Annotated in this window: 9 protein-coding genes; 1 reads left to right on the plus strand and 8 read right to left on the minus strand. The window is 71.3% G+C overall.

Annotated elements, in window-relative coordinates; genetic code table 11:
- Positions 1-27 precede the first annotated feature (27 nt).
- The 6 genes from ACIRA5_RS10355 to ACIRA5_RS10380 form a co-directional block, all read right to left on the minus strand.
- A complete protein-coding gene (locus ACIRA5_RS10355; RefSeq protein ID WP_403689342.1) occupies positions 28-1,161 on the minus strand; it encodes an acyl-CoA dehydrogenase family protein in 1,134 nt (377 codons plus the stop codon).
- Between the two features lie 107 nt (positions 1,162-1,268).
- On the minus strand, positions 1,269-3,116 hold the full coding sequence (locus ACIRA5_RS10360; RefSeq protein ID WP_403689344.1) for an acetyl/propionyl/methylcrotonyl-CoA carboxylase subunit alpha: 1,848 nt from the start codon (positions 3,114-3,116) through the stop codon (positions 1,269-1,271).
- A 7-nt stretch (positions 3,117-3,123) separates the two neighbouring features.
- Positions 3,124-4,722, minus strand: a complete 1,599-nt coding sequence (locus tag ACIRA5_RS10365; protein WP_403689346.1) for an acyl-CoA carboxylase subunit beta — start codon at positions 4,720-4,722, stop codon at positions 3,124-3,126.
- Positions 4,719-6,425, minus strand: a complete 1,707-nt coding sequence (locus ACIRA5_RS10370) for an acyclic terpene utilization AtuA family protein (RefSeq protein WP_403689348.1) — start codon at positions 6,423-6,425, stop codon at positions 4,719-4,721. The genes ACIRA5_RS10365 and ACIRA5_RS10370 overlap by 4 nt, the downstream gene beginning before the upstream one ends.
- Positions 6,422-7,216 carry a TIGR03084 family metal-binding protein gene (locus ACIRA5_RS10375; RefSeq protein WP_403689351.1) on the minus strand — a complete coding sequence of 265 codons (795 nt, stop codon included), beginning with the start codon at positions 7,214-7,216 and terminating at the stop codon, positions 6,422-6,424. Before ACIRA5_RS10375 ends, ACIRA5_RS10370 begins: the two co-directional genes overlap by 4 nt.
- 192 nt (positions 7,217-7,408) lie before the next feature.
- Positions 7,409-7,726 carry a DUF6924 domain-containing protein gene (locus ACIRA5_RS10380; protein ID WP_403689352.1) on the minus strand — a complete coding sequence of 106 codons (318 nt, stop codon included), beginning with the start codon at positions 7,724-7,726 and terminating at the stop codon, positions 7,409-7,411.
- A 267-nt stretch (positions 7,727-7,993) separates the two neighbouring features.
- Between ACIRA5_RS10380 and ACIRA5_RS10385 the strand changes: the two genes are divergently transcribed.
- Positions 7,994-9,280 carry an RNA-guided endonuclease InsQ/TnpB family protein gene (locus ACIRA5_RS10385; protein WP_403689354.1) on the plus strand — a complete coding sequence of 429 codons (1,287 nt, stop codon included), beginning with the start codon at positions 7,994-7,996 and terminating at the stop codon, positions 9,278-9,280.
- Here the strand turns inward: ACIRA5_RS10385 and ACIRA5_RS10390 are convergent.
- On the minus strand, positions 9,277-10,239 hold the full coding sequence (locus ACIRA5_RS10390) for an EamA family transporter (RefSeq protein ID WP_403689355.1): 963 nt from the start codon (positions 10,237-10,239) through the stop codon (positions 9,277-9,279). The genes ACIRA5_RS10385 and ACIRA5_RS10390 overlap by 4 nt on opposite strands.
- 89 nt (positions 10,240-10,328) lie before the next feature.
- A complete protein-coding gene (locus ACIRA5_RS10395) occupies positions 10,329-12,620 on the minus strand; it encodes an ABC transporter transmembrane domain-containing protein (protein WP_403689357.1) in 2,292 nt (763 codons plus the stop codon).
- Positions 12,621-12,642: the final 22 nt, after the last annotated feature.

The raw sequence follows: 12,642 nt of genomic DNA on the forward strand, positions 1-12,642 counted from the left end.
TCCTGGAGCGGCTCGTGGAGCGGCGGGCTAGTACGACTTGGGCAGGCCCAGGGTCTGGTGGGAGACGTAGTTGAGAATCATCTCCCGGCTCACCGGAGCAATACGAGCCACGCGCGAGGCCGTTATCAACGAGGCGAGGCCGAATTCGCGGGTGAGGCCGTTGCCCCCGAGGGTGTGCACGGACTGGTCGACGGCCCTCACACAGGCCTCGCCCGCCGCGTACTTGGCCATGTTGGCGGCCTCACCTGCGCCGACGTCGTCCCCGGAGTCGTACAGGTAGGCCGCCTTCTGCATCATCAGACGGGCGAGTTCGAGGTCGATGTGGGCCTGCGCGAGGGGGTGGGCGACGGCCTGGTGGGCGCCGATGGGCTGCTTCCAGACGGTGCGCTCGCGGGCGTACTCGACGGCCCTGGAGAGCGCGTAACGGCCCATGCCGATCGCGAACGCGGCCGTCATCACCCGCTCGGGGTTGAGCCCGGCGAAGAGCTGGAGCAGGCCCGCGTCCTCGTCGCCGACGAGCGCGTCGGCGGGCAGCCGCACGTCGTCGAGGGTCAGCTCGAACTGCTTCTCCGCGCTGTGGAGTTCCATGTCGATCCGCCGCCGCCCGAAGCCGTCGGCGTCGCGCGGGACGATGAACAGGCAGGGCTTGAGGCGACCCGTCCGCGCGTCCTCCGTGCGCCCCACGATGAGGGTGGCGTCCGCGATGTCGACGCCGGAGATGAACACCTTGCGGCCGTTCAGGAGCCAGTCGGCACCGTCCCGGCGCGCGGTGGTGGTGATGCGGTGCGAGTTGGAACCCGCGTCGGGTTCGGTGATACCGAAGGCCATGGTGCGGGTGCCGTCGGCCAGGCCCGGGAGCCACTCCTGTTTCTGGGCCTCGGTGCCGAAGCGGGCGATCACCGTGCCGCAGATCGCCGGCGACACGACCATCATCAGGAGGGGGCAGCCCGCGGCGCCGAGTTCCTCCAGGACGATGGAGAGTTCGGCTATGCCGCCGCCCCCGCCACCGTAGGCCTCCGGCAGGTTGACGCCGAGGTAGCCGAGCTTGGCGGCCTCGGACCAGAGGGTGTTGATGTCGTAGTCGCGGCCGTGGCGTTTGCCTAGGGCGGCCACGGCGGACCGGAGGGCCTTGTGTTCTTCGGTTTCTGTTGCGGGGCTCATGGGGGCTCCTGCTGAGTACGAAGAGTGCGGGTTGTTTGTGGCTGGTCGCGCCCACGCGGCGGAGCCGCATGCTGGGACGGCCCCGCGCCCCTGACGGGGCGCTTGTCTCACGGAGTTGGATCTACTACTGCCAGGAGAGCCCCGACTTCCACCTGCTGGCCGGGGATGGCGTGCAGGGCGCTGAGCGTGCCTGCCGTCGGCGCGGAGATCTTGTGTTCCATCTTCATCGCCTCCAGCCACAGGAGGGGCTCTCCGGCCCGTACGGCGGCTCCCGTGGCCAGTCCCTCGGCGACGCGGACGACGGTTCCGGGCATGGGGGCCAGAAGGGAGCCGGGGGCCTGCTGGGCGGTGGGGTCGGGGAAGCGGGGCAGGGCGGTGAGGGCGGTGGCGTTCACGAACACCTGGTCGCCGTACCGCGTCACCTCGAACTTCCTGCGTACGCCGTCCACTTCGAGTACGACGAGACGGGCGTCGGCGTGCACCACGCGCACCCCGTCGGCCGTGAGGCCCGCACGGGTGTGCTGGTAGCGCACCTCGTGCTCGGTGCCGGCCAGGTCGTAACGCTTGGTCTGGGGCTGCGAGGGGAGGTTGCGCCAGCCGCCGAACCGGGAGCGGGAGTGGCCCCGCGCGTCCGCCAGGGCCGCCGCCAGGGGCGCGTACGGGTCCGGGGACGGCGTCGTGAGGGCGGCGAGGTGGCGCTCGTAGAACCCGGTGTCCATACGGGCCTCGGCGAACTCCGGGTGCCGCAAGGAGCGCACGAGCAGATCCCTGTTGGTCGCCGGGCCGTGGATGTCGGCACGTTCCAGGGCCCCCGACAGCTTGCGCAGGGCCTCCGCGCGGGTGGGCGCGTAGGCGATCGCCTTCGCCAGCATCGGGTCGTAGTGGACGCCGATCGGGTCGCCGTCGGTGTAACCGGTGTCCAGGCGGACGCCCTCCGGGACGGCGAGGCGGTGCAGGGTGCCGGTCTGCGGGGCCCAGGACCGCGCCGGGTCCTCGGCGTACAGGCGGGCCTCGATCGCGTGCCCACGCGCGCGTGGCGGGTCGTTCGCGAGCGCCCCGCCCTCCGCCACCTGGAGCTGGAGCGCGACGAGATCGACGCCGAAGACCGCCTCCGTCACCGGGTGTTCGACCTGGAGGCGGGTGTTCATCTCCAGGAAGTGGGCCTTGCCGTCGGCGACCAGGAACTCGACCGTTCCCGCGCCCACGTAGTCGACGGCACGGGCCGCCCGCACGGACAGGTCGTAGAGGGTTTCCGTCAGGTCTCCGAGACCGGGGGCCGGGGCCTCCTCGACGACCTTCTGATGGCGGCGCTGGAGGGAGCAGTCGCGGGTGCCGAGCGCCCAGACCGTGCCGTGCGCGTCGGCGAGGATCTGCACTTCCACATGCCGACCGCCCTCTACGTAGGGCTCGACGAAGACCTCGCCGTCGCCGAAGGCGCTGAGGGCCTCGGCGCGGGCGGCGGTCAGCTCGGCGTCGAGGGCGTCGAGCTCGCGTACGACGCGCATGCCGCGTCCGCCGCCGCCCGCGGCCGCCTTGACGAGCACCGGGAGATCGGCGGCGGTGACCGTCTCCAGCGGTTCGAGCCCCATCAGTTTCTTGGCGCGCGTCTTGGAGGCCATCGCCTCGATGGCCTCGGGCGGCGGCCCGATCCAGACGAGGCCCGCGGCGAGGACGGCCCGCGCGAAGCCGGCGTTCTCGGAGAGGAAGCCGTACCCGGGGTGCACGGCGTCCGCGCCGGCGCTCAGGGCCGCCTTCACGATCAGGTCGCCGCGCAGATACGTGTCCGAGGGCGCCGCCCCCGGCAGCCGTACCGCCTCGTCGGCCACACGCGTGTGGAGGGCGTTCTCGTCGGCGTCCGAGTACGCGGCGACGGTCCGGATCCCCAGCTCACCGCAGGTGCGGAAGACCCGGCAGGCGATCTCGCCCCGATTGGCCACGAGGACAGAAGCAATCACTGGGACCTCACATCCGGAAGACGCCGAAGCCACCGCGCGCACCCTCGTAGGGGGCCGTGTGGATCGCGGACAGGCACAGGCCGAGGACGGTGCGGGTGTCGCGGGGGTCGATGACCCCGTCGTCGTACAGCCGCCCCGACAGGAACATCGGCAGGGACTCCGACTCGATCTGCTGCTCCACCATGGCGCGCAGGGCCGCGTCGGCGTCCTCGTCGTAGGGCTGCCCCTTGGCCGCGGCCGACTGCCGGGCGACGATCGACAGGACGCCCGCGAGCTGCTGGGGGCCCATGACGGCGGACTTGGCGCTGGGCCAGGCGAACAGGAAGCGCGGGTCGTAGGCGCGCCCGCACATGCCGTAGTGGCCGGCTCCGTAGGAGGCCCCCATGAGGACGGACAGGTGGGGGACCTTCGAATTGGAGACGGCGTTGATCATCATCGCGCCGTGCTTGATGATCCCGCCCTGCTCGTACTCCTTGCCGACCATGTAGCCGGTGGTGTTGTGCAGGAAGAGGAGGGGGATGTCGCGCTGGTTGGCGAGCTGGATGAACTGGGCGGCCTTCTGGGACTCGGCGCTGAACAGCACTCCCTGGGCGTTGGCCAGGATGCCGACGGGATAGCCGTGGAGGGTTGCCCAGCCGGTCGTGAGGCTCGTCCCGTAGAGGGGCTTGAACTCGTCGAAGTCGGAGCCGTCGACCACACGGGCGATGACCTCGCGCGGGTCGAAGGGGTGTCGCAGGTCGCCGGGGACGATCCCCAGGAGCTCGTCCTCGTCGTACTTCGGGGGCTCGGCCGGACCGGGATCGCCGAACGCCTTGCGGTGGTTGAGCCGGGCGACGACGCGCCTGGCCTGGCGGAGGGCGTCCTGTTCGTCGACGGCGAAGTAGTCCGCGAGACCCGACACGCGCGCGTGCATCTCGGCGCCGCCCAGGGACTCGTCGTCGCTCTCCTCGCCGGTCGCCATCTTCACCAGCGGCGGCCCGCCCAGGAAGACCTTCGCCCGCTCCTTGACCATGATCACGTGGTCGGACATGCCGGGGATGTACGCGCCCCCGGCGGTGGAGTTCCCGAAGACGACGGCGACGGTCGGGATCCCCGCCGCCGACAACCTGGTGAGGTCGCGGAAAATCGCTCCCCCGGGGATGAAGATCTCCTTCTGCGACGGCAGATCGGCGCCGCCCGACTCCACCAGGCTGATGCAGGGCAGCCGGTTGGCGAGGGCGATGTCGTTCGCCCGCAGGGCCTTCTTCAGGCTCCAGGGATTACTGGCGCCGCCCCGCACGGTCGGGTCGTTCGCGGTGATCAGGCACTCCACGCCCTCGACGACCCCGATCCCGGTCACCAGCGACGCGCCGACCGCGTACTCGCTCCCCCAGGCCGCGAGCGGCGACAGTTCCAGGAATGGTGTGTCGGGGTCGAGCAGCAGCTCGATGCGTTCCCGGGCGAGCAGCTTGCCGCGCTTGCGGTGCCGGGCCACGTACTTCTCGCCGCCGCCCGCGAGCGCCTTGGCGTGCTCGGCGTCCAGCTCGGTGAGCTTGGCGAGCATGGTCTCGCGGTGGGCGGTGTAGTCGGGGGCGGAGGTGTCCAGGGCGGACGCCAGGACCGTCACAGCAAAGCCTCCGGGATGTCGAGGTGGCGGGAGCGGAGCCATTCGCCCAGGGCCTTGGCCTGGGGGTCGAAGCGGTGCTGGGAGGCGACGCCTTCGCCGAGGATTCCTTCGACGACGAAGTTGAGGGCGCGGAGGTTCGGCAGACGGTGACGGACAACTTTCAGCTGACGGCTTTCAGTTATCAGATTCTGAAATCTGTCAGCTGTCAGCTGATGAACCAACCAGCGCCACGCGTCGTCCGATCGCACCCACACCCCGACATTCGCGTTCCCTCCCTTGTCCCCACTGCGCGCACCCGCGACCACGCCCAGAGGAGCGCGTCGCGTCGGCCCCGGAGGGAGCGGTTCGGGCAGAGCGGGCTCGAGCGCCGGTTCGAGTACGAGGGTGTCGGTGGCCGGGGCAACCGGCACCCGTCGCCCGTCATGGAGGACCGCCACGTGCTCCACGGCGCCCTGGGGGACGTACACGTCCTCGAAGACCCCGTACGGGGAGCCCTTTCCCGGGGGTGCGATCACGTGGAAGCCGGGGTAGCTGGCCAGCGCCAGTTCGATGGCGGCGCCGCTGAGGGTGCGGCCGACCGCGTCCTGGTCGGGGTCGCGTACGACGAGGCGCAGGAGGGCGCTCGCGGTCTCCTGCGTGGGCGCGTCGGGGTGGTCGGTGCGGGCGAGGTCCCAGCGGACCTCCGTGGGGCGCGACTCGGCCGCGCCGAGGGCCGTCTCCATCTGGTCCCGGACGAGGGCGGCCTTCGCCTCGATGTCGAGGCCGGTGAGGACGAAGACGACTTCGTTGCGGTAGCCGCCGAGGCGGTTGAGGCCGACCTTGAGGGTGGGGGGCGGGGCCTCGCCGCGTACACCGGAGATGCGGACGCGGTCGGGGGCCTCCTGGGTGAGGCGGACCGAGTCGAGGCGGGCGGTGACGTCGGGGCCCGCGTACCGGGCGCCGGAGGTCTCGTAGAGGAGTTGCGCGGTGACGGTGCCGATGTCCACGAGGCCGCCGGTGCCGTCGTGCTTGGTGATGACGCTGGTGCCGTCCTCGTGGAGTTCGGCGACGGGGAAGCCGGGGCGGCGCAGGCGCGCCGGGTCGTGGTCGGTGAGCTCTTTGAAGAAGGCGTAGTTGCCGCCGGTCGCCTGGGTGCCGCATTCCAGGACGTGACCGGCGACGACGGCACCGGCGAGACGGTCGTACGCGTCCGGCGTCCAGCCGAAGTGGGCGACGGCGGGCCCGGTGACCAGCGCCGCGTCCGTGACCCGCCCGGTCACCACGATGTCCGCGCCCTCGCGCAGACAGGCGGCGATCCCGGCACCGCCGAGGTAGGCGTGCGCGGCGAGGCTCCTGGGGTGGCCGGCGGTCAGGTCGTCGCCCTCGACGTGGGCGACGCGCACCGGTATGCCGAGGCGGTCGGCCAACTGCCGTACGGCGTCGGCGAGTCCGCCGGGGTTGAGGCCGCCCGCGTTCGCCACGATCCGCACGCCCCGCTCGTGCGCGAGGCCGAGGCACTCCTCCAACTGGCCGAGGAAGGTGCGGGCGTAGCCGCCGGAGGGGTTCTTGAGGCGGTCGCGGCCGAGGATGAGCATGGTGAGTTCGGCGAGGTAGTCGCCGGTGAGGACGTCCAGGGGGCCGCCGGTGAGCATCTCGCGCATCGCGTCGAAGCGGTCGCCGTAGAAGCCAGAGGCGTTGCCTATCCGCAGGGGCGCGACGGTCACCTGGCGTCTCCCTTGGGCGCGCGGCCCTGTCCGGGTGGACCCGCGAAGGCCTGTGCGATGTCCAGCCAGCGGTCGGCGTCGGGGCCGTCCGCCCGTACGGCGAGGTCGCCGCGGTGGGCCCGTTGGGTGACCAGGAGACAGAAGTCGAGGGCGGGGCCGGTGACGCGCTGGGGTGCTCCTTCGGGCCCGTACGTCCACAACTCGCCCTTGGGTCCGACCAGTTCGACGCGGAATTCGGTGGCGGGCGGAGTGAGCCCCCGTACGTGGAAGGCGAAGTCCCGGGCCCGTACGCCGATGCGGGCGACGTGGCGGAGGCGGTCGGTGGGAGTGCGCGCCACGCCCAGCGCGTCCGCCACGTCCTGGCCGTGGGCCCAGGTCTCCATCAGACGGCCGGTGGCCATGGAGGCGACCGACATGGGCGGGCCGTACCAGGGGAAGCGGGTGCCTGCGGGGGCCGCGCGGAGGGCCTCTTCCAGCGCCGTTCGCCCCGCCCGCCAGTCGCCGAGCAGCGTGGCGGGCGGCAGCCCGGCCCCCTCCTCCGCGCCTTCGTCCACGAATCCACCGGGCGAGGCCATCGCCTTCTCGACCTCCTTGGCGAAGGCCTCGGCGTCCGTCACGGCGAGCAGGGCGGAACGGTCCGTCCAGGCCAGGTGGGCGATCTGGTGAGCGACGGTCCAGCCGGCGGCGGGGGTGGCGAGTGCCCAGCGGCTCTCCGCCACATCCCTTACCAGCAGGTCGAGTTCTTCGCTCTCCCGATGCAGATCGTCGATCACTGACGACGGGTCGGACACGATGGAGCTCCCCTCGGGGCACGACGGTGTGCGGCGGCGCGCGGCGATGCGCCGCGATGTGCGGCGATGCGCGGCGGGCGTGCGGAGTCTTTCGCGATGCGCTCTGGAGCATGGCAGCGGGCACAGAAACAAGCAAGCATGCTTGCATTAATTGATGTGCCGCGCGGGCTACGGGGAGAGGTTCCGCGCGGACTACAGGGAGCGGAAGACGCCGTCCGGTGCCGCCTCGGCCGCCTCGGCGAAATCGGAGAAGTCGAGATTGGCGATCATCAGGTTGGCGTGAATCTCGTGGATCCCGGCCGGGGCGGTGCGGAACTCGCCGCCTTCGGCCTCGAACTCCTCGTCGCTCTCGCACTCTTCCCTGGTCAGGGTGGACACCGCCAGCAGAGCCCCCTGGCCGGTGCGCAGGGCGACGCCGTCCGCGAGGAAGACGACGGCCAGTTCGTCGTCGGCGGAGACCGCGGCGAGTACGTCGGCTGTCGTGAGCCCCGCCCAGGAGGGGTCGTCCACCTTGCTTTCGGGTAGGGTGCCCGGTCCTTCAGGGCCGGGGTGAATGCCCGCTCCCGCATAGCGGGGCAGGGGGCGCCGAATCGCCGTCAGGGCGATTCGGCGCCTCCGTCCACGAACTTGAGGGTGACCTCAAGCAGTTGGTGACGATGGCGGGTGAGGGCCCCGCGGTCGCGGTTGCCCTGGAAGGCAGGGCATGCCGGTCACTCTCACGGGTGATGCTGATCGATGGCGTGCGCGGGAGGGGAACGGGGTGACTAGGTTCGTGGCATGGCACGATTCCGGATGTACCCGACGAACGAGCAGGCGGGCGTCATGCTCGGCCACTGCGCGCACGCCCGGTATGTGTGGAACCTCGCCGTCGAGCAGCATGCACACTGGTACAAAGGCCGTAGGGCGGCGCCCGGCTTCGCCGAGCAGTGCCGCCAGCTCACCGAGGCCCGGCGTGAGAGTGAATGGCTGCGCGGTGGTAACGCCGACGTGCAGCAGCAGGCGTTGAAGGACTTCGCCAGGGCCAAGACCGCCAGGTTCACCTCCGGCTTCGGTGAGCCGAGGTGGCGCAAGAAGTATGTGCACGAAGGCTTCCGTGTCATCGGCACCGACCGCGTGCCGGAGTTCGAGGCGGACGGGTCGCCGAAGCTGAACGCCGGGGGCAGGCAGGTCATGGGCCGCTCGGTCGTGGTGCGGAGGTTGAACGGGCGCTGGGCGCAGGTCAAGGTGCCCGGCTGCGGGTGGGTGCGTTTCCGGCTCACCCGTGCCGAGCTGCCGAAGGCGAAGACGTTCCGCGTCACCTACCGTAACGGGCAGTGGCACATCGCGTTCGCCGTCGCCCCCGAACCGGTCGCCGCGCCCGCGACGGGCGACGTCATCGGCATTGACCGAGGCGTGAAGATCACCGCCGCCCTCTCGGACGGGCGGAAGCTGAACTGCCCGCAGCTGACCGTGAAGGAACGTGCGCAGATCCGCAAGCACCAACGCCGGGCCGCCCGCGCGCCCAAGGGCAGCGCGGCCAAGACCGCCGGGTACGCCAGGGTCGCCAGACTCAGGGCACGTGAAGCAGACCGGCGCAAGGACTGGTGCGAGAAGACCAGCACCATGCTCGCCCGCACCTACGGCCTGGTGCGGTTCGAGAAACTGAACATCAGGAACATGACCGCCTCCGCGAAGGGGACGGTCGAACAGCCCGGCAGGAACGTCAGGCAGAAGACTGGGCTGAACCGGGCGATCCTCGCCCAGGGCTGGGGCCTGCTGCGGCAACGCACGCAGCAGAAGGCTCCCGGCCGGGTCGAGGACGTACCCGCACCCTTCACCTCCCTGCGGTGCAGCGCCTGCGGATGGATCGAGAAGAAGTCGCGCAAGAGCCAAGTCGACTTCGTCTGCGTGTCCTGCGGGTTCACCTGCAACGCTGACGAGAACGCAAGCATCAATGTCGCGGCGGGACAGGGCGGGTTCCCCCGCCCCCGGCGATCAGCCGGTGCCGGAGGGACGACAGCGGCCACCGGCCGTTCGAGCGTCCGTGAACCTCAACCCGCACGGGTTGGAATCCCCCTCTTTTAAGAGGGGGAGGATGTCAACTGTGTCCGTACCGCCCCCATGCTCGCCGCGATGACCAGGGCGATCGCGAGGGCCTCGCTGGCGGAGAGGGCCTGGTCCAGGACGAGGAAGCCGGCGGTCGCGGCGACGGCGGGCTCCAGGCTCATCAGGATGGCGAAGGTGGCGGCGGGAAGGCGGCGCAGCGCGAGCAGTTCGAGGGTGTACGGCAGCACCGAGGACATGATGGCGACCGCGCCGCCCAGGGCCACGGTCGTCGGGTTGATCAGCCGGGTCCCGGCCTCGGCGATCCCCAGCGGCAGGAACGCCACCGCCGCGACCACCATGGCGAGCGCGAGCCCGTCCGCCTGGGGGAAGCGTCGGCCCGTACGTGCGCTGAAGACGATGTACGCCGCCCACATCGCGCCCGCGGACAGGGCGAAGGCGACGCCGACCGGGTCGAGGGAGCTGAAGCCTCCGCCGCCGAGCAGGAAGACGCCGCCGAGGGCGAGGCCCGCCCAGAGGAGGTTCAGGGCGCGGCGGGAGGTGAGGACCGAGAGGACGAGCGGGCCGAGGACCTCGAGGGTGACGGCGGGGCCCAGCGGGATACGGGCGACCGACTGGTAGAAGAGGCCGTTCATCGCGGCCATGGTGAGACCGAAGATCACGACCGTGCCCCAGTCCGCCCGCGAGTGCCCGCGCACCTTGGGCCGGCAGACGGCCATCAGCACGATCGCGGCCACCAGCAGGCGCAGGGTGACGACCCCGAGCGCGCCCGTGCGCGGCATGAGGGTGACCGCCAGCGCGCCGCCGAACTGCACCGAGATGCCTCCGGCCAGGACCAGTCCCACGGGGCCGAGGGCACCCCTCCGGCTCGGTGCGCCCTCACCCGGGGTGGGCGCGGGCGCCATCGCCGGGGCGACCGAGGACGCAGACGCCGGGGGCGAAGACGCCGGAGAGGACGGGGCGGCGCTGGGGCTGTTCACGGGGCCTTCCACGGGCTCGACTCAGGAGTCGTGCATCAAGATGCACTTCTCAGTCCACAGTAATGGACTAAGTCAGGCACGTGAACCCCTTATGCGCCTGTCCAGGGGGTCTCGTCGCGGAAGAGGGGGCGGCCGTCGGGCAGATAGCCGTCAAGGGGGTCCCGCAGAGGATCGGGATCGGGGAGGGAGGCGGGATCGGGGAGGGAGCCCGGGTCGGGGCGGGGGTAGGGGCCGGGGAGGGGATAGGGGTCGGGAAACGCACCGGGGTACCAGGTTCCCTCGGCCCCGGACTGCCCAGCGGCCCCGTAGTACGCGTACTGCGGAGCCGCTTCCGCGACGAAGCCCCCCGCGTAATCCGTCGGCACCCCGGCGGGCACCCCCACAGGCACGCCCGCCGGCATCCCCGTCGGCATCCCCACCGGCACCGAGCCGCCCACCGGAACCTCCGCCTCTGTGAACAGCGGCAGCCGCAGCTCTCCGGTGTCCATCAGCGCGTTGTTCTGCGATCCGTGCAGACGGGCGTACGCGCCGCCGCGGGCCAGGAGTTCGTCGTGGCGGCCGGTTTCGACCACACGGCCGCGGTCGACGACGAGGATGCGGTCGGCGTCGGGCGCGAGGTTGAGGTCGTGGGTGATCATGATCGTCGTACGGCCCTGCATCAGGCGCCGCAGCGGCTTGATCACGCGGCGCGCGGCCATCGCGTCCAGGCCGGTGGTCGGCTCGTCGAGGACGAGGACGGGGGCGTCGCGCAGGATGGCGCGGGCGATGGCGAGCCGCTGGAGCTGGCCGCCGGAGAGGCGGGCCGAGTTGGGGTCGATCTTGGTGTCGTAGCCGTCCGGCAGCTTCATGATGAAGTCGTGCGCGTCGGCGGCGCGCGCGGCCTCCACCAGCGCCTCGTCGCTCGCGCCGGGACGCCCGCAGCCGATGTTGGCGCGGACGGTGTCGTGCAGGACGAGGGTCTCCTGCGGCAGCAGCGTGACGTACTCGCGCAGCCGGGCCAGTGGGAAGTCGCCCACCGGGACGCCGTCGAGGAGCACGGAGCCGGCGTCCGGGTCGTAGAAGCGCAGGAGGAGCTTGGACACGGTGGACTTGCCCGCGCCGCTCGGGCCGGTGACGATCACGAGTTCGCCGGGGTTGACCGTGAAGGACAGGCCGCGCAGGGCGTCGGTCTCCGCACCGGGGTAGCGGAAGGTGGCGTCGCGGACCTCCACGGCGCCGTCGGGGCGGCCGAGCCGGCTCTCCGCCGAGCGCGTCGGATCGGCGACCGCGGGCCGCACATCGAGAATCTCGATCAGCCGTTCGGCGCCGGCGGTGGCGGCGGCGATGGTCAGACCGAGCTGGGCCAGGCCGCGCACGGGCGGGTAGAGGTAGCCGAGGAACGCGGCGAAGGCGAGCAGCTGGCCGAGGGTCATCCGACCGCCGGAGATCTCCCACACGCCGAGGCCGATGACCGCGAGCACGCAGATCGTCTCGATGACCTGGACGAGCTGCTCGTACAGCTCGTTGAGGCGCCCGGAGCGCACGGAGGCCCTGAACCAGGCGTTCGCCTCCTGGTTCAGCCGCCGCCGCTCGGCGTCACGGCGGTCGTACGCCTGGGTGAGGACGATGTTGCCGAGGGACTCCTCGACGACGGAGGTGATCGCGCCGTCGGCGACCCGGCCGTCTCGCGAGACGGACTTGATGGAGCCGGAGAAGCGGCGGGCGGCCAGCCAGAACAGGGGTGCGAGCACGAAGGTCGCCGCGGCCAGGTCCCAGCGCAGCCAGAAGGCGGCGGCCGCGTAGAACAGCGCGCTGAACGCCGCCGACGCGGCGCCCACGAGCCCGGACACGACCATCGTCTCGATCGACTCGACGTCGCTGGTCAGCCGGGACAACAGGTCGCCCTGGCGGTGGCGTTGGAAGAAGTGCGGCGGCAACTGCTGTACGTGGTCGAAGACATGCTCGCGCAGCCGCATCACGAAGCGCTCGGTGACCCAGGTGGCGAGGGAGTTGCCCGCGTAGGCGACGGCGGCGCCGAGCACGGCGACGGCCAGCCATTCGGCGGCCGGGGCCCAGAACGCGGCCAGGGAGCCCTGTTGCAGGGCGTGGTCGGTCAGATCGCTGAAGAGGAGGATGGCGGCGGTCTCGGCGAGGGCGGCCAGAACCGTGCACAGCCAGATGGCCAGCAGCCAGCTCCGCAACCCCTTGGTCAGCGGCCAGAAGCGCCGGAAGGCGGTACGGGCGGGGATGGTCGGCGTGTCGTGGTCGAGTTCATCGTCGTCCTCGTACGCATCGTCCTCGTACTCGTGATCCTCGTACCGATCGTCCGCGACCGCGCCGACGCCGGTTTCCGCGTATTCCTTTTGTTTCTCGTACCCCTGATTCTGCCTTTGCCGGGTCATGGCCCTCCTCATGTGAATTGCA

The sequence above is a fragment of the Streptomyces sp. NPDC096311 genome, assembly GCF_044763085.1.
Taxonomy (GTDB): Bacteria; Actinomycetota; Actinomycetes; order Streptomycetales; family Streptomycetaceae; genus Streptomyces.